The sequence below is a fragment of the Enterobacter sp. JBIWA005 genome, from assembly GCF_019968805.1.
Taxonomy (GTDB): domain Bacteria; phylum Pseudomonadota; class Gammaproteobacteria; order Enterobacterales; family Enterobacteriaceae; genus Enterobacter; species Enterobacter vonholyi.
Window position 1 is genome coordinate 2315640 of the sequence record NZ_CP074159.1, and the last position, 17304, is coordinate 2332943.

Annotated in this window: 13 protein-coding genes; 8 read left to right on the plus strand and 5 right to left on the minus strand. The window is 58.6% G+C overall.

Annotated elements, in window-relative coordinates; genetic code table 11:
* Positions 1-54 precede the first annotated feature (54 nt).
* Positions 55-1545, plus strand: coding sequence for a UbiD family decarboxylase (locus KGP22_RS11000; RefSeq protein WP_223582327.1), 1491 nt, complete (start codon positions 55-57; stop codon positions 1543-1545).
* 25 nt (positions 1546-1570) lie between these two features.
* On the opposite strand, the gene KGP22_RS11005 is transcribed toward KGP22_RS11000, so the two are convergent.
* From KGP22_RS11005 to opgC, 5 genes are read right to left on the minus strand one after another with little or no spacing between them, the layout of a single operon-like run.
* Positions 1571-1996, minus strand: a complete 426-nt coding sequence (locus tag KGP22_RS11005; protein ID WP_111963579.1) for an ATP-binding protein — start codon at positions 1994-1996, stop codon at positions 1571-1573.
* Complete coding sequence (locus KGP22_RS11010; RefSeq protein ID WP_023292380.1) at positions 1997-2335, minus strand: STAS domain-containing protein; 339 nt, start codon at positions 2333-2335, stop codon at positions 1997-1999.
* The gene (locus tag KGP22_RS11015) at positions 2325-3539 is read right to left on the minus strand and encodes a SpoIIE family protein phosphatase (protein ID WP_223582329.1); all 1215 of its coding nucleotides are present in this window, start codon (positions 3537-3539) and stop codon (positions 2325-2327) included. Before KGP22_RS11015 ends, KGP22_RS11010 begins: the two co-directional genes overlap by 11 nt.
* Before the next feature lie 9 nt (positions 3540-3548).
* Positions 3549-4448 carry a hypothetical protein gene (locus KGP22_RS11020; protein WP_143345136.1) on the minus strand — a complete coding sequence of 300 codons (900 nt, stop codon included), beginning with the start codon at positions 4446-4448 and terminating at the stop codon, positions 3549-3551.
* 11 nt (positions 4449-4459) lie between these two features.
* The gene (gene opgC, locus KGP22_RS11025) at positions 4460-5677 is read right to left on the minus strand and encodes an OpgC domain-containing protein (RefSeq protein WP_136194891.1); all 1218 of its coding nucleotides are present in this window, start codon (positions 5675-5677) and stop codon (positions 4460-4462) included.
* Between the two features lie 281 nt (positions 5678-5958).
* Between opgC and KGP22_RS11030 the strand changes: the two genes are divergently transcribed.
* Genes KGP22_RS11030 through KGP22_RS11060 form a run of 7 tightly spaced genes read left to right on the plus strand, consistent with a single transcriptional unit; the run spans position 5959 to position 17285 of the window.
* A complete protein-coding gene (locus KGP22_RS11030) occupies positions 5959-7776 on the plus strand; it encodes a cellulose synthase catalytic subunit (RefSeq protein ID WP_223582331.1) in 1818 nt (605 codons plus the stop codon).
* Positions 7773-9092, plus strand: coding sequence for a DUF3131 domain-containing protein (locus tag KGP22_RS11035; RefSeq protein ID WP_223582333.1), 1320 nt, complete (start codon positions 7773-7775; stop codon positions 9090-9092). Before KGP22_RS11030 ends, KGP22_RS11035 begins: the two co-directional genes overlap by 4 nt.
* Positions 9089-10636 carry a DUF3131 domain-containing protein gene (locus tag KGP22_RS11040; RefSeq protein WP_223582335.1) on the plus strand — a complete coding sequence of 516 codons (1548 nt, stop codon included), beginning with the start codon at positions 9089-9091 and terminating at the stop codon, positions 10634-10636. The genes KGP22_RS11035 and KGP22_RS11040 overlap by 4 nt, the downstream gene beginning before the upstream one ends.
* Positions 10621-12015, plus strand: coding sequence for a DUF3131 domain-containing protein (locus tag KGP22_RS11045; RefSeq protein ID WP_223582337.1), 1395 nt, complete (start codon positions 10621-10623; stop codon positions 12013-12015). The genes KGP22_RS11040 and KGP22_RS11045 overlap by 16 nt, the downstream gene beginning before the upstream one ends.
* Complete coding sequence (locus tag KGP22_RS11050; protein ID WP_111963586.1) at positions 12012-12437, plus strand: globin; 426 nt, start codon at positions 12012-12014, stop codon at positions 12435-12437. Before KGP22_RS11045 ends, KGP22_RS11050 begins: the two co-directional genes overlap by 4 nt.
* Positions 12438-12447: 10 nt before the next feature.
* Positions 12448-15114 carry a response regulator gene (locus tag KGP22_RS11055; protein WP_223582339.1) on the plus strand — a complete coding sequence of 889 codons (2667 nt, stop codon included), beginning with the start codon at positions 12448-12450 and terminating at the stop codon, positions 15112-15114.
* A complete protein-coding gene (locus KGP22_RS11060) occupies positions 15111-17285 on the plus strand; it encodes a sugar-binding domain-containing protein (protein WP_223582340.1) in 2175 nt (724 codons plus the stop codon). Before KGP22_RS11055 ends, KGP22_RS11060 begins: the two co-directional genes overlap by 4 nt.
* Positions 17286-17304 lie beyond the last annotated feature (19 nt).

Here is a 17304-nt window from a genome sequence, read left to right on the forward strand (position 1 = left end):
GATGCTATTGGTCATTGCCATAAAAATGGAGGGATTCAACCGAGGGAGGAAAATATGGAAAACAAGATTAACGATCTTCGCAGCGCCATCGCCTTACTGCAGCGCCACGACGGGCAGTATATTGAAACCGATCGTCCGGTCGACCCCAACGCCGAACTGGCGGGCGTCTATCGCCATATCGGCGCAGGCGGCACGGTCAAACGTCCGACCCGCACGGGCCCGGCCATGATGTTCAACAGCATTAAGGGCTATCCGCACTCCCGCATCCTGGTGGGCATGCACGCCAGCCGCGAGCGCGCGGCGCTGCTGTTAGGCTGCGAGCCTTCTGAACTGGCAAAACACGTCGGCCAGGCGGTGAAAAAGCCGGTTGCGCCGGTTGTCGTTCCGGCCTCGCAGGCTCCATGTCAGGAACAGGTCTTCTACGCTGACGATCCTGACTTCGATCTGCGCAAGCTGCTTCCGGCCCCGACCAACACGCCGATTGATGCGGGTCCGTTCTTCTGTCTGGGACTGGTGCTGGCAAGCGATCCGGAAGACAGCTCGCTGACGGATGTCACCATTCACCGCCTCTGCGTGCAGGAGCGCGACGAGCTTTCCATGTTCCTTGCCGCCGGGCGCCATATCGAAGTGTTCCGAAAAAAGGCGGAAGATGCCGGAAAACCGCTGCCGGTGACGATCAACATGGGTCTCGACCCCGCCATCTACATCGGCGCGTGCTTTGAGGCCCCGACCACGCCGTTTGGCTACAACGAGCTGGGCGTCGCCGGGGCGCTGCGCCAGCAGCCGGTCGAGTTGGTGCAGGGCGTGGCGGTCAAAGAGAAAGCCATCGCGCGGGCGGAAATCATCATCGAAGGTGAACTGCTGCCGGGCGTGCGCGTGAGAGAGGATCAGCATACCAACACCGGCCACGCGATGCCGGAGTTCCCGGGCTACTGCGGCGAGGCGAACCCCTCCCTGCCGGTGATTAAAGTGAAAGCCGTGACCATGCGAAACCACGCGATCCTGCAGACGCTGGTGGGTCCGGGGGAAGAACATACCACGCTGGCCGGACTGCCGACGGAGGCCAGCATCCGCAATGCCGTTGAGGAGGCGATTCCGGGCTTCCTGCAAAACGTCTATGCGCATACCGCGGGCGGCGGCAAGTTCCTCGGGATACTGCAGGTGAAAAAACGCCAACCGTCAGACGAAGGACGGCAGGGCCAGGCGGCGCTCATCGCCTTAGCCACCTATTCGGAGCTGAAAAACATTATTCTGGTCGACGAAGACGTGGATATTTTCGACAGTGACGATATCCTGTGGGCGATGACCACCCGCATGCAGGGCGATGTCAGCATCACCAATATTCCGGGGATCCGCGGCCACCAGCTGGATCCGTCCCAGTCGCCGGATTACAGCACCTCGATTCGCGGCAACGGCATCTCCTGCAAGACCATCTTCGACTGCACGGTGCCGTGGGCGCTGAAGGATCGCTTCGAGCGCGCGCCGTTTATGGAGGTGGATCCGCGTCCGTGGGCGCCGGAGCTGTTTGCTGGCAACGCGAAATAAAAACACCGCGCGTATGGCCCGCGGGTCATACGCTGATTTTCTTTTCAAGCGTGGCGATGTTTTCACCCGTCACGCGTTCCACAGTGAAACGATCGACGCTCAGTAAAATGAGCATCAGCCCCCTGCCGCTCTCCAGCAGCGGCGAGATTTCACAAAAACGGTCTCGCCTGGCGGCCTCAAGCCGCTCCAGCGGGAACGCGTCACCCGCGTCGGTAAAAACAATGCAGACATCGCTGTCGCGGATGTCGAACCGTACGCTGAATGCGCGCGAGGCATCCTCATGCAGCGCGTGGCGGATGATATTCGTCGCCACCTCACAGACGGCGAGATCGAGCGCGAAACGCCACTCGTCATCTACGGGAAGCGCCCTCAGCCGCTCTTCCAGCCAGCCGGCCAGCGGCGTCAGGGAACCGAGCACCGCCGGAAATTCTGCCTGTACCGGCGTCTGCATCTACTGCCCCAGCTGCGCAAGCGCGCTGCTTTTATCCGGATAGATACGGAATATGCGATCCATGCGGGTCAGGGTGAACATATTCATTATCCCGGGGTTCAGGGAGCACAGCGCCATGTCGCCTTTCCCGTTCATCAGCTTAAACAACGACACCAGCATTCCCAGCCCGCTGCTGTCGATGAAATCCACTTTGCTGAAGTCGACAATCAAAGCCTTGCGATCGTCGCCAATTTCCTCCGTCACGGACGCTTTAAACGTCGCGGCAACGGAGGCATCCAGCCGCCGGACCGCGGGCGTGAGAATGTTGGCGTGCGGTAGTCGTTCGGTGTTAATAATCATTCTGTTCTCCCTGACGCTCGATCACGAGCAGTGAAACGTCATCGGTTAAGGCGGTCGGTTCATCAAGATTTTCGTTGCGCCAGCCGGTCAGGTGGTCACCGAACCGCGGCAGGAGCTGGTCAACCGGGAGCCGGACATGCTCATGAAGCCAGCGTTCGAGACGCTGCGGGCCAAACTGCTCGCCGCTGACGTTCTCACACTCCGTGATACCGTCACTGAATAAGCATAAGCGATCCCCCGGATTGAGGGTAAACGCGACGTCCTCCCAGCTCAGGTCAGGCATCAGCCCGACCGGCGGACCGCCATCGCCCACGGACGTGACGGCGCTGTTTGCGTTCACAATGACGGGAGTTGGATGCCCGGCCTGACACAACAACCCCTTCCCACTTTCTGGATCAATCACGCCGTAAATGATGGTGAAATAGCTGGTGATGTCGCTCTCTTCACTGCAAAAGCGGCTGTTCAGGATCCTGATCACCTCCGCAGGCGACTGAATGCCGCCCCGATCGGTAAACAAAAAACGGTCTACCACCCGACCATGTAAGAACTGGCGCGCCACCGCGAGGGACATCATCGCGGCACCCACGCCGTGCCCGGACACATCCACGCAATAGAATCCAATGTGAGAATCGAGTGGAAAAATATTGAACACATCGCCTGAGACCCAGGCTGACGGCATGAAAAGCCAGTCGGAAAAGTAGTTCCCAAAACGTAAGCGGTGCGAAGGCAGCACCGAGTGCTGAACGCGCGCCGCGAGTTCAAGATCCTGTTCAATCTGATGCAACGCTTCACTCAGGCGCTTGTTGTGCGCCGCGAGGGTCGCCTCCAGGGTCAAAATACGGACCCCGGCGTGGAGCCGCGCCCGCAGTTCATCCTGCTCGACCGGCTTGCTTAAAAAGTCGTCCGCCCCGGCATCAAAACCCTGCGTTAAATCCCCTGCATTCTCGCGGGCCGTCAAAAGAATGAGATACACATAGTGGCCAAACTGACGGTTGCGGATGGTCTGACACAGCGTGAGACCGTCCATTTCCGGCATGTCCCAGTCGCTTATCACCATGCTGATCGGCTGGCTGGAAAGTATTTCCAGCGCGGCGACGCCGTTTTCCGCCTCGCTCACGATATACCCCCACTGGGTGAGCATTCGGGAGAGTAACCGACGATAAATCAGCGAATCTTCAACGATTAACACGTGCAGCGCCGACATACATCCCTCCTATAGCGGTAAGAACCAGATGAGGCTCACGGTCCCTTCCCTGAATTTTGCATTCCCGTTGCCGTGCCCCGGATAGCGCGTTCCCGCATAGTTCGCGTACTGGATGGAGAACGAACCCGGCGTATAGCCGGCATAACCGAAGCTGTAGCTGTAATCGCCGTTCCAGGGCTGCTGCTGGCTGCTGTCCGGGAACCAGAATGCCGTCGCGCGAACGAAGAAATGTTGTTTGAAGGTGTAGCCGCAGCCGCCGAGCATAACGTTTTTATTTTTGCGAATGTCATCGCTGCTGAGGTCGTAGTAGCGCGGCACCCAGCTGTACCCGACCTGGCAAATGATGGAATCCCCTTTATTAATCAGGAGCGTGTTTTCGACCGGTTTCGGTAGCGAAAACTTATAGGCCAGCGTGAAGGCGCCCTGTTCGAAATAGGTATGTCTCCGGCTGCCCGACGTCCAGAAATGGTTATCGCCGTAGTTGCTGTAAACCAGGCTCACCGTGTTGGCGTGCCAGTCATCGTAGCCGAAGCTGTAGCGAAAATCGGCGGTGTAGCGGCTGGTGTCTCTGACCGGCAGTCGGGACGTAATGTTGGCAAACCAGAAGCTGTAGGGGGAATACTGAAGGCTGAGATTTAGCGTCTGGTTAAACTTTTTCTTTTCCGTGGCGGTGTCTGAACTGTTCGGAATGCTCATCCACTGCTCTTTCAGTCCCGAGCTAAAGCTCAGCGCACCTGAGAATTTCTTGTCGTTACCCGAGAACAGGCGCCCCCAGCGGCTGGTAAAGACGCCAGCCTGAACGGGTTCACCGTTCTTATCGCGCAGGGATTCATTTTCGCTGCTTTTCGCCGCCTCCGCGGCGGGTATCGCGGCGAGCAGCACGCCCGCCAGAAGCCATTTTTCGCGCATAACCGCCATCCTTAGTTAGGTATCCAGCGTGCGCCGACGTCGTATTTTGCCATCAGCCACAAAATACCCAGTGCCGCCGCATGCACTAACGTGTTCTCTATCCAGGCGTGACGCCATAAGTCGAAGGTGATGAACTGGCTCACCAGCAGCACCACGTACACATGCAAAATAAAGGTATAAAGCGAGTGCTGGCCTAGCGGGATCAGGAACCATCCCAGCAGGCGATTGAGCGGCGTCCAGCAATACGTCAGCACCAGGTAGACGGTGACCATCAGGGCGATATCGTTTAACACCCGCACCGGGCCCAGCCCGTTCTTCGCCGCCCAGGTGTGATAAAACGAATTGAAGCTGTCAGGCGGGATGACGTGCATCAGCAGCGCGGGCGGCATAAACGGGTTGGTATGGTTCTGGGCGACAAATCCCAGCACCAGCGACACCATAACCAGCGCCACTACCACCCCTTTCCCCGGAGGCGTCCGGGCGAAAGAGAGCAGTTCGGCTTTATACCAACCGCTGGCCATGCCCAGCACAAAGATGAACTGCCAGGCGAGCAGCGGGAAGGCAAATTCGAATTCCGACGGCGTCAGCCGAAGCGGCCAGCGCTGCCACAAGCCGTACACCAGCAGCGACAGCCCCAGCAGCCACCAGACCTTTCCTTTCTGCAGCATCCCCAAAAATAGCGGGCTGAGTAGCAGCAAAAAGATATACAGCCCCAGAATTTGCGTCTGATGAGGGCCGATCTGCAAATAGAGGATAATGTTGAACCAGGTCTCTTTAATTTGCGGCGTAACAGGATAAAGCGACCAGCTTTCACCCGAAAAACGGTCGGTAAAATGGGTGACCTCGAAAACGTTAATATGCGGGATATAGGCCAGGAGAATAAAGGACACTATGATAATGATATTTACACGATATATTTTCCACGCCCTGAGATAAAGCCCCCAGGAAACCGTGAGCAAAACCACTTTTTGCAAACGCGCGCGGTTCAGCATGCCCAGCATAAACCCCGAGAGAATAACAAAACCTTCTGCACCGGTTGTTAACCCAAAACGCTCCCAGGAGAATATATTAAATACCGACATCACCTCCGTATGCGCCACGACCATCATGACGAGGGCAATGCCGCGCATAAAGTCGATTCTCAGGTCCCTGGCACCTGCAACGGCATACCTCCATGCTGTTGATTTAGCGTCATCTTCTTGCGCTACCGACGGCGCAACATGGCTCATAGGGTGTCCTTTGCCTGAAAACGAAAATTAAGGTCTAAATAAAGTAGATAGCCTAAAGGAATAGTAACCGCAATTTATCGTCAGCAGATGAAAGATATTAAGCAGAATTTAAGCTGAATTAACCACTGCTAAATATTAATAAAAACGTGGCTGGACACTTTTATTCGGCGTTCTACACTTATCTTAAATCTTGTTTAATCGCTATTTTCTTTCGCTTTTGGGCAACTGTCTGCGCAGCAGAATGGGTCTGCATTTTTCACGGAATCAGGAACGCCGGAACTATGGATTTTTATTTTTCCCGTTTTGAACATCGTCGTCCTCCGGAACCGTTAACAACACCGCGCTGGGTAATGATGACCTGGCAGGTGTTGGCGGTCGCGGCGCTTATTCTGGGTGCCAATTATATTTACTGGCGCTGGACCGCCTCCCTGAATACTGACGCATTATGGTATGCCATTCCGCTGGTCCTCGCCGAAACCCTGGCGTGGATTGGCACCGTGCTGTTTACCATCAATTTGTGGAAAGAACAGGATCCTCCTCAAAGTCCGCCGCCCGGCGAAATTAACGAATGTCTGTCGCCTGAGGAGGCCGTTGAGCCCCGTCCCGTAAAGGTGGATCTGTTCATTGCCACCTACTCGGAAGACACCGAGCTGGTCAGGCTGTCCATTCGCGATGCCCTGAAGATGACGTACCCGTTCCCGATTGACTACCGGATCCACGTGCTTGATGACGGCCGCCGCCCGGAGATGAAAGCCGTTTGTGAAGAGGAAGGCGTTAACTATATCACTCGCCAGACCAACATCGGCTTTAAGGCCGGCAACCTGCGCAACGGCCTTGAGCAAACCGACGGCGATTTTATTGTTATCTGCGACGCCGACACCCGGGTATTTCCCACCCTGCTCAGCCATACGCTGGGCTACTTCCGCGACCCGGACGTGGCCTGGGTGCAGACGCCGCAGTGGTTCTTCGATCTTCCGGAAGGGGAAAATCTGTCGCGCTGGGGCCAGCGAAAGGCCGGAAAAGTGGGCTACGGTCTGGGCTGGCTGATTCAAAAGTGTGTTGGCCCGGTCACCGTAGGCCGCGACCCGTTTTTTAACGATCCGCGCATGTTCTATGACGTGATCCTGCGGCGGCGCAACTGGGCGAACGCGGCTTTCTGCTGTGGCGCGGCGTCCATTCACCGTCGTGAGGCGGTCATGCAGGCCGCGCTGAGAAGCTACGTCTGGTCCGTCGAAGAGGAGATCCATCGTCACACGCGCGATATTCGCGATGAGGAGACCCGGGACGCACTGCAGAATGCAATGCGTCCGCACGTGGCGTTTGACACCGAGCTGACCCCCTACAAATTCCACGTCTCGGAAGATATTTACACCTCAGTGCTGCTGCACGGTGACGCCGCACGACGCTGGCGCTCGGTTATGCATCCGCGGGTTGAGTCGAAGATGCTCTCTCCGCAGGATATGCTCACCTGGATGATCCAGCGCTTTAAGTACGCCGCCGGCTCGCTGGATATTTTGTTTCATGACAACATCTTCAGCCGTCGCCGCTTCAGGCTCTCTCTGCCCCAGACGCTGATGTATGCCACCACCTTCTGGTCATACATGGCCTGCGTATGGAACACGGTGTTTTTGATTTCACCCATTATCTATCTGTTCACCGGCATTCCGCCGGTGTCCGCCTGGTCGACGCCGTTCTATCTGCATTTTCTCCCGTTTTTTATTTTCTCAGAGCTGGCCTTTATGTTCGGCACCTGGGGGATCTCGGCCTGGGACGGCAGGGCCTCATACCTCTCCTTCTTTTCCATGAACCTGCGCGCGCTCAATACGGTGCTGCGGGGCGAACAGATCAAATTTCACGTCACGCCAAAAGAGCGGCAGACGGGCCGTTTTCTCTACCTGGTGAAGCCGCAGATTGCCATCGTGGTGCTCACCCTCGCAGGGCTTATCTGGGGCGGTATCCAGGTGGCGCGTGGACAGGTGGACGACCCCTCCGGCTATGTCATCAATATTTTCTGGGGAGGGGTGAACATCGCCGCCATGCTGCCGCTGATTTTCGCGGCCATGTGGACGCCCGCTGAAGAGGACGAGGTCACCCAATGAGGATACGTGATGCCCTGCTGCCCGCGCGCAGCTACCTCACCATTTTGCTCGGCTTCCTGATCGGCTTTGCCATTGTGGTCTGGGTGGAGAAACAGATGCCCACGCGCGTGGAAAGCAGCGGCGGCATCGCGCTCAGTAAAGACTTTCCGCCGCTGCCCACAAAACGGGCGCTGACCTATGACGAAGCCATCTGGGCGCGGGTCGCCTGGCAATACTACGTGAATAATACTCAGCCAAACGGGCTGGCGAACGCCAGCGACGGTGAACCCTGGCTGAGCCTCTGGAGCGTGGGAAGCTACCTCTTTGCGACCGCTGCCGCAGAGCAGCTCAACATTATTTCCGCTGATGAGTTTGACGAGAGGGTCAGCACCGCCGTGTTCACGCTGGGGCAACTGCCGCTCAATGACAAAGGTCTCCCCGCCGCCTATTACCATGCGGACACGCTCAAGATTCTGGGCAAGCCTGACGCCTCCGCAATCGGTCTGAGCCGGCTGCTGACGGCATTACAGACCCTGCTGTGGCGCTATCCCCAGCACGCGGCGGCTATCCACGATCTGTTTAGCCTCTGGAACACCGGCGCTCTGATTGAAAATAGCGCTCAAAGTCAGGCAGCCGTGCCGCTCCATCACTGGACGCTGACCGATGATGAACAGCGGGACAGCTTTGGCTACCGTCTCTATGCCAGCCATACGCTGCGCCTGATTGACAGCGCGGCAGGACTCGCGGTGACCAACCCGCCTGAAGGGCAAAAGATGATCGATCTGGATGGCGTAATGGTGCCCGATGAAGGGCTACGTACGCCCTGGGGCAAGCAAACCTCGCTGATCAGTCTCCCCTACCTGTTAACCGGTCTTGAGCTGGGCTTTGATGCGCAGAGCGCTGAAATTGCGTGGCGAATTATGCAGATCCAGCAGCGGCGCCACGGCCTGCACGCGCCAAAACCGCCGATCAGCACGGATTATGCCGAACCCGCGCCGGATTACGTTAACGATCTGCCGGACAGGCAGCCGGTACAGGTGCGTAACCTGCGCGACGAGGTGCCGGAGAAAGTGGCGATTACCTCCACCCGCACCGCGTTTGCCTGGTATGCCCTGTTCCGCAACAGCTGGAGCGAAGCGCTGCGCCAGCAGGTTCTGGCCCTTCAGGTGCCGGGTAAAGGCTGGCAGCGCGGGTTAAATCTCAACAACAGCGTCAATGGCGTCGTGGATGCCGATACCAACGCCATTGTGCTGGAAAGTCTGTCTTACATTGCGCATGGCCAGATGCTCTGTCTGGCCTGCCTCTACACATCCCCCTCAGCAGGAGCAACGCCATGAAGCCACGATCCCCGATCCTTTTCCACCTGCTCACGGGAATAACGATCTGCTGGCTGGCGCTATCGACCGTGCGTGCGGACACCGAGCTCCCTGCATCAGGTTACTCCCCGCGCAGCGGCGAGCTGACGGCCCGTGAGATGACCATCGCGAAAAACGCCTGGCAGTATTTCGTCTCCAACTATCAGCCCACGACGGGCCTGGTGAATGCGGTCAACAAATATCCCTCCACCACCATGTGGGACAGCGCCTCCTATCTGGCCGCCCTGACGGCGGCGCGCGAACTCGGGATCATTGATAAAGCGGAATTTGACCGCCGGATGCTGAAATTCCTCGCCACGTTAAACACCCTGGTGCTCTTTCGCAACGAGCTGCCCAACAAGGCCTATAACACCATCAGCGGCCAGAAAGTGGACTACACCAACAAGCCCGGCGAAATTGGCTTCTCGGCGCTGGATATCGGGCGAATGCTGGTCTGGCTGAAAATCATCAAAGAGCGTTATCCGGAATACGGCAACAGCATTGATAACGTGGTGCTCGGCTGGGATTTCAGCCACGCGATCGACCCCTGCGGCACGCTGTACGGGGCCTATCTGGAGAACGGCCAGCCGAAGTACGTTCAGGAAGGTCGACTGGGCTATGAAGAGTACGGCGCGGCCGGTTTCCAGCTGTGGGGGTTTAATACGTGCAAAGCCAGCCGTCCGCAGCCTTACGAGCTGGCCGAGATCTACTGCGTGCTGGTCCCGTACGATACGCGCGACCCGCGCAACACGTCGCAGCATAACTACGTGGTGACAGAATCCTACCTGCTCTACGGGCTGGAGTTCGGCTTTGACAAACCGACCGACCGGGATAACGCCCCGCGCGACTACTCCCTGACGTGGATGAAAAACTTTGCCGACCGCGTTTATCAGGCTCAGGAAAACCGCTATACCATTACCGGCGTCCTCACCGCGCGCTCCGAGCACCAGCTCGATAAGGCCCCTTACTTCGTCTATGACACCGTCTTCAGCGACGGATACAACTGGAACACCATTACCGATAAGGGACAGTTCGTCCCTAACGCTGCCGCGATTTCGCTGAAGGCGGCGCTGGGCATGTGGGTGCTGTGGAACTCCCCTTATACCGACCGCCTGCTGAATACCATTGAGAATGCCAACGAAGAGGGAAAAGGCTACTACGAAGGGCTGTATGAAAACGGCGACGGCCCGATCAAAGAGTTCACCGCGAACAACAACGGCATCATGCTGGAGGCCCTGTTGTTCAAAAAAGAGGGAAAACTGCTGGCCTTCAACACCGACAATCCGAAGAGCAAGGATTTTGCCCCGTCGCTGTGGGATCAAAAGCTGCTCGATCAGTTTGAAGAGAACAACGCGCTGCGTAGCCGCCCGTTCCTTGCCAGCACCCCGGCCGTAAAAAGCTGGTGCGACCGGACCGGCGTCACGCAACGCACCAAACCCGCCTGCCAGGCCTGTCAGTGCGCGTCATGCAGCGTGGACGAGCCCGTTAAACTGCCTCCGGTGACTGCGCAATGCTTAAAACCATAGCCAGAGGGCTCGCGGGATTACTCCTTGCAGGCGCGATCGTCTTTGCGCTGTTTGGACATCAGGGCGCAGGCTGGCGCTGGCTCATCAGTGGCGGGTGGCACTCGAGCGCGCGTATTGCCGCCCTGACGCCGGAAGAGCGGACGTGGGCGGCGATCGCCTGGCGCTATTTCGTCAATAATACCCAGCCGCAAACCGGGCTGGTCAACGGCAGCGACAAACAGCCCCGCGTCACGCTCTGGCAAATGGGCGATACGCTTATCGCCCTGCTGGCGGCCAAAGAGCTGGGGCTGATTGACGACGCCGAATATGACGCTCGCCTGACGCGGCTGATGGGCACCCTCAACCGCCTGATGCTGACCGAGGCCCGGACGCCGGGTCGACTCTATTCCAGCCAGACGGCGACGCCGATCGACTTTAGCGGCAAGCCCGTTAAAAATGGCTGGTCCGCGCGCGATATGGCGCGTCTGATGCTCGCCCTGCGCCTCACCGCAGAGCGGGAACCGCAGTACAGCGAATACCTGGATAAAATCATTCTGCGGTGGAATTTCTGTCCGGTCATCGATCGTGAAGGCGAACTATGGTCATCTTCCCTGCAAAACGGTCAGCCGGTGGTGCGCGAGGAGCTGCGCCTGGGCGAGAGCGAATATGCCGCAACGGCGTTTCAGCTGTGGGGGTTTTCCCCGGAGAAAGCGTTTACGCCCCCGGCGCACCACGTCATCATCGCCCAGCGGCGTCTGGCCGTCGATGCCCGGGATCCGCGCACCACGTGGCTGCCCTCTGTGATTTCCACCCTTCCCTATATGCTGCCGGGTCTGGAGTTTGGCTGGGAGCCCGAAGGCGTTGCGGCCGATCGGCAAAAGCACCTGCGCAAGCAGGCCGAAAACGTCTGGCTGAGCCAGAAGACCCGCTGGGAGACCGATAAAATCCTGACGGCCAGGGCAGATTTCTCGCTTCCGCAGGCGCCCTGGCATATCCAGGATACGGTCTGGGGAAATGGCTATGCCTGGAACTCTGTCGGTGACGATGGTCGGGACTACACCCGTTTCGCGCAGGTATCTACCAAAGCGGTCTTTGCCCTGTGGGCCCTGTGGGACACCCCGTACACCGACGTGCTGATGACGGTCACAAAACACCTTAACGATCCGCAAAAAGGCTGGTACGAAGGCCGCCAGGAAGCCACGGGCGATACCAACGCTGCGCTCACCCTTTCCACCAATGCCACGGTGCTGGAAGCCCTGTTCTTCAAACACAACGCGGGCCCCCTGTTTGACGCCCGCCGGGCCAAAAAAGAGAGCTACTTTACGCGCCGTGTGGCAGATGAATATACGCCCGTCGGGCACTGTCTACCGGGCGAAAACGCCGTAAGGAGGACGCCGTGAAATTTTACCGCGATCTGTTTGAATCCAGCCTGAACCGCGTCTTTCCGGATAATGATAAAACGGCGTTTTTCCAGACGTTCTATGACGCCTTCGTTCATATGTCGCCCGAGACGGAGCAGCATTTTTCTCGCCTGCCGGATAGCGAGGGTCAGCAGACTCTGTTTAAGAGTTTCTTCGCCATGCTTGCGGTAGACGGCGCGTTAATCGTGCCTGATTTTCTCGAGCGCCTGGCGCGGGAGCAAAGTGACGACGGTCTCCACCTCCCCCCGCGATTTTTTGCCCTGTGGCGCGAAGCGATGTTGAACGCGGTGAGCGAACGCGATCCGCAGTGCGACGATGAGATCCTGACGGCCTGGGCCATGGCGATCGCGCCCGGGCTGGAATACCTGCGCCGACAGGCAGAACTGCACTACCGCGCGTAGGAGGATCACGATGAGCGCATTCACGAACGATCTTAACGCGCTGCCGGCGGCCGTCATGATTTATGACCGCGAGGAACGCCTCCAGGCCTGGAATCACAACGTGGCCCTGTTTTATCCGGTCATCACCCCGTGGCTGAAGGCGGGCACAACGCTGGAGTCGCTGGCGGAACGCTTTATCGACGCCGTTTACAACGTCGACCCCGGCCTGCGTCAGACGCTGCGCGAGTCGATCGTGCGCAACTGTCGGCAGGATAAACACTGCGAAGTGCGGCAGGCGGGCCAGCGGCGCATCTTCGTTCAGCACCAGCGGCTTGCGGACGGCGGCATTGTCAGCCTGCACAGCGATATTACCGAGCTGGATGAAGCACAGCGGGCGCGGCACCAGCTGCATGACGATTTTCTGCTGACCGCGGAATCCATCCATATCGGGATCTGGGACTGGCAGGTTTCCGGCGACACGCTCCAGGTGAACGACACCCTGCTTGCCATGCTGGGCCAGTCGCGCACCCAGTGGCGATATCCGGTGCGTTTTTTACTTAACCAGGTTCACGAGGACGATCGCGCAGCGCTGCGCAAGGCTCTACAGGCTTCGAAGCAGGATCATCGCCCGGTCTTTGAATGTGAAATTCGCGTGCATCACCCTACCGAAGGACTGCGCTGGATGCTGCTCTCCGGCCAGGTGGTCACGCTCTCTATTGAGGGAAACGCCGAGCGCGTGATTGGCACGCTGCAGGATATTACGCGCCGCAAGGAGGCTGAAATTCAGGCGTTCGCCTCGGCCATTGAGGCACAAAAAGCCAATGAGGCGAAAAGCGCGTTTCTGGCGAATATGAGCCATGAAATTCGCACCCCAATGAACGGCATTATTGGCATGACCCAGCTGTGCCTGGATACGGCGCTCAGCGCCGATCAGCGCGATTACCTGACGCTGGTAATGAGTTCTGCCCAGTCTTTGCTGCACATCATCAACGATATTCTCGACTTTTCCCGGATTGAAGCCGGAAAAGTGGAGCTGGAGGCGGAGCCCGTCCCGGTCCGCCCCTTTATTCAGTCGCTTATTCGCCCGCACATGCCGGGGGCCAGCGAAAAAGGCATCGAGCTGCTGGTCGATATTGCGCCCGACGTTCCCGACGTGCTGCTGGTCGACGGCGCGCGGCTGCGCCAGATCCTGACCAATCTGCTTGGCAACGCGCTGAAGTTTACCCATAAGGGGGAAGTGATCCTGATTGTTGAGCCCGGCGATAGCGCGGATCGATGGCGTTTCCGGGTGTGCGACAGCGGCATTGGCATACCGGCAGATAAGCAGAAAGCCATTTTTGAAGCCTTCAGCCAGGCGGATAACTCAACCACGCGCCGCTATGGCGGTACGGGGCTCGGGCTAACCATCTCTGCGCGACTGGTCGCGGCGATGGGCGGCGAATTAACGGTGTCCAGCGAGCCGGGAAAAGGCAGCGAATTTTCCTTCGTGCTGCCGCTTGCGGCCCAGGCGCCTGGCCCGGAGGAACGCCGGCATAGCCATCGCTTTAACGGGGAGCCCGTGCTGGTGGTTGATGATAACGCGACCAACCTGCGGCTATTGGCCGCCATGCTTAGCCAGATGGGGCTGAAACCCTCCTGCGTTAATAACGCCAGCGAGGCCATCAACCGGGTTAAAACCGGAACGGCATGGCCGCTGATCCTGCTGGACGCGCAGATGCCGGATATGGACGGCGTGTCGCTGGCCCTCGAACTTTCGGTGCTGCCGCAGGTTGCTGAGAGCCACATCATCATGCTGAGCTCCATGAGCCGACATTTTGATATCAATATGCTGAAGCGGATCGGTATCCAGAACTACCTGCATAAACCTATCGCCCAGAATGAATTGCATCAGGCGATTGCCGCGGCGTTTGAACGTGCGCCGAAGACGGTGAGTGAAAGCGCGCCCGCGCCCACCGTCGCGCCGGACACAGCCGGGCTCAGGGTCCTGCTTGCGGAAGATAATCTGGTCAACCAGAAGGTCGCTGCGCGCCTGCTCGAGCGGCTCGGCCACACCTGTCAGATCGTCGATAATGGCGTCGCGCTGCTGGAACGCTGGCGCGCGGGCGCGTGGGACGTTTTGCTGATCGATCTTCAGATGCCTGAGATGGACGGTGAAACCGCCATTCGCCTGCTGCGCGAAGAAGAACTCGCCCGGCCAGGACCGGCTCAGCCCACCGTCGCCATGACGGCACACGCCATGCAGGGGGATAAAGAGCGCTGTCTTCAGATGGGTTTCGACGGCTACATTGCCAAACCCATCAGCCAGGAGCGTCTCGCTGAAGAGATTGCTCGCGTGCTTCCGCGCCACGATGCCCCTTCCGACTTCCCGGATGAAGCACGCCTGCTGAAGCAGTGTGCTGACGACCCTGCGCTGGTTCAGGAGCTGCTGGCCCTGTTTGGCGAAGGGCTGGAGGAGGCCATGAAGACCATCACCCTGGCTATCGACAGCGACGATCGTGAAGCGCTGCGCCGCGCGGCCCACAAGCTGCGAGGAGAAGCCGTCACCCTGGACTTCAGCACGCTCGCACAGCAGCTACAGGTGCTGGAAAGCGAGGCGCACACGCTGGAGGGGCAACAGCTTGCGACGCTAAACCAGCAGCTTCAGAAGGAATCGCTGCGCCTGATGGCGTGGCTCGACGCGCGCGGGGTAAACGCATGATTGCTCGCAACTGCGCGCTGCTCTTTGCCCTGTTGACCACCCACACTGTGGCTAACTCTGCACCGGTCACCTGGTCTCTTGCTGGAGAATGGCAGGTTCAGGACGCCAATAATAGTGCGCATCCTGCTGCATCAGGCTGGCGCCCGCTTCAGGTCCCCGCCAACTGGTACAGCGCCGGATACGATCATCAGGGCGTGCTGTGGTACAAGCACGCCTTTTCCCTGCCCGTGCAGCCGACCGACGTAATGAGCACCCTGGTTTTTGACGGCGTCGATTACCTGGCCGAGGTCACCCTGAACGGCCAGCCGCTCGGCCAACATGAGGGCTATTTTCAGCGCTTTTCGCTGGATGCCAGCCAGGCGTTACAACGTCACAACCGACTGGTGGTCAGGGTGGACAGCCCTTACGAAGATCCCAATAAGGTCTGGCCGCTGCATAAAATGGTTATGAAGGGGATCCTTAACCAGCATGACACTCGTCCCGGCGGGGCCTGGTCGCCGCAAGGACAGGACGCCAACTCGGGCGGCATCTGGGCACCGGTGAGGCTGCATCTTAGCCGGGGCGCTACTCTGGATGAGACCATCCTGCGCCCAGACTGGTCACAGGGGCTGACGCACCCCGCGCTGAAAGCAGATATTCGCTATCGGGCGCTCGGCCAGGGCCCAGCGACCGTGCGGCTCACCGCCACGCCCGCCAATTTCAGCGGCAATCGCTTCCAGGCTGACTTTCCGGTTACCCTCGAAAGCGGTGCCCATTCCGTGCAGGTGACGCTGCCTATGCCGAAGGCAAAACTGTGGTGGCCCGTCGGTACCGGAAAACCCCACCTGTATACCATTCGCGTGGCATTGCGGGATGAAAACGGCCTGATGGATACGGCGGTCACCCGCACCGGGCTGCGCAAGATCGTCGAGCAGCCCGACAATAAGGGCTGGCTCATTAACGACAAACGCCTTTTCATTAAGGGCAGTAATTACATCGGTTCCCCCTGGCTCAGCACCATGACGAGAGAAAAATACCGTCGCGATCTTCGTCTGGTGGAGGCCATGAATGCCAACGCCATACGCGTGCACGGACACGTTGCCGGACGCGCGCTGTATGATGTGGCCGATGAGATGGGGATGATGATCTGGCAGGATGTTCCGCTGCAGTGGGGCTACAACAACAGTGCGGCTTTCACGGAAAATGCGGTTCGACAGACGCGGGAGATGATCGAACAGTTCGGTAATTCCCCCGCCATTATCGTCTGGGGCGGGCATAACGAACCGCCGTGGAACTCGCCCTGGATGGAAAAACGCTTCCCGGACTGGAATAAAAACCTCAACCGCGAACTCACGCAAAAGGTAGCGGATACGCTTGCCGAAGATACTTCGCGCATCGTGCATCGCTTTTCCGCCGTTGAGGAGCATTACTGGGCGGGCTGGTACTTTGGTACCGTACGCGACCTGCTTGCTCCGGCCAAAACGGGGATCATCACCGAGTTCGGCGCGCAGGCGCTTCCCCGCCTGTCAACGCTAAAAACCATCATCCCGGCGGCGTCGCTCTGGCCAAAAACGACCGCCGCTGACGATCCCGGCTGGACCGTCTGGAAATACCATAATTTTCAACCCTTCCAGACCTTTAAGTTTGCCGGTATTCCGCGCGGGAAGAACATTCAGGCGATGATCCGCAATACTCAGGCGTACCAGTCTCAGCTGGTGGCCACGGCGGCAGAGAGCTACCGTCGACAGCGCTACCAGCCGGTGACGGCCCTGTTCCACTTCATGTTTGTAGAAACCTGGCCCTCCATCAACTGGGGCGTGGTGGACTACCTGCGTAAGCCTAAGGCCGGGTTTTATGCCTTAAAACGCGCCTACCAGCCTGTTTTGCCGTCCATTGAGCCGGTGACGGCGCAGTGGCAGTCCGGGGCGGCGGCGAGCGTGCGTCTGTGGGCCATCAACGACACCTGGAAACCGTGCCGCGAATGCCGCCTGAGCTGGCGCATCACGCAGCGCGACAAGGTGCTGGCAAAAGGCACGACAACGATGACGATCGCAGCAGATTCGGGAGCGATGGTTAAAACGCTTACGGCTACGCCCGAGGGCCAGGATGACGTGTCGATTCGGTTTACGATTGAAAACAGCGCGGGAAAAATTATCGGTGAAAATCAGCGCACGGAGTCCGTTATAAGATGAGCGAGGGGAAAAGGAAAAT

Coding starts and splice junctions, on each gene's coding strand:
- KGP22_RS11030 (WP_223582331.1), top strand. CDS start 5,959: ATGGATTTTTATTTTTCCCGTTTTGAACATCGTCGTCCTCCGGAACCG.
- KGP22_RS11060 (WP_223582340.1), top strand. CDS start 15,111: ATGATTGCTCGCAACTGCGCGCTGCTCTTTGCCCTGTTGACCACCCAC.
- KGP22_RS11015 (WP_223582329.1), bottom strand. CDS start 3,539: ATGTCGGCGCTGCACGTGTTAATCGTTGAAGATTCGCTGATTTATCGT.
- opgC (WP_136194891.1), bottom strand. CDS start 5,677: ATGAGCCATGTTGCGCCGTCGGTAGCGCAAGAAGATGACGCTAAATCA.
- KGP22_RS11035 (WP_223582333.1), top strand. CDS start 7,773: ATGAGGATACGTGATGCCCTGCTGCCCGCGCGCAGCTACCTCACCATT.
- KGP22_RS11005 (WP_111963579.1), bottom strand. CDS start 1,996: ATGCAGACGCCGGTACAGGCAGAATTTCCGGCGGTGCTCGGTTCCCTG.
- KGP22_RS11000 (WP_223582327.1), top strand. CDS start 55: ATGGAAAACAAGATTAACGATCTTCGCAGCGCCATCGCCTTACTGCAG.
- KGP22_RS11055 (WP_223582339.1), top strand. CDS start 12,448: ATGAGCGCATTCACGAACGATCTTAACGCGCTGCCGGCGGCCGTCATG.
- KGP22_RS11040 (WP_223582335.1), top strand. CDS start 9,089: ATGAAGCCACGATCCCCGATCCTTTTCCACCTGCTCACGGGAATAACG.
- KGP22_RS11045 (WP_223582337.1), top strand. CDS start 10,621: ATGCTTAAAACCATAGCCAGAGGGCTCGCGGGATTACTCCTTGCAGGC.
- KGP22_RS11020 (WP_143345136.1), bottom strand. CDS start 4,448: ATGCGCGAAAAATGGCTTCTGGCGGGCGTGCTGCTCGCCGCGATACCC.
- KGP22_RS11010 (WP_023292380.1), bottom strand. CDS start 2,335: ATGATTATTAACACCGAACGACTACCGCACGCCAACATTCTCACGCCC.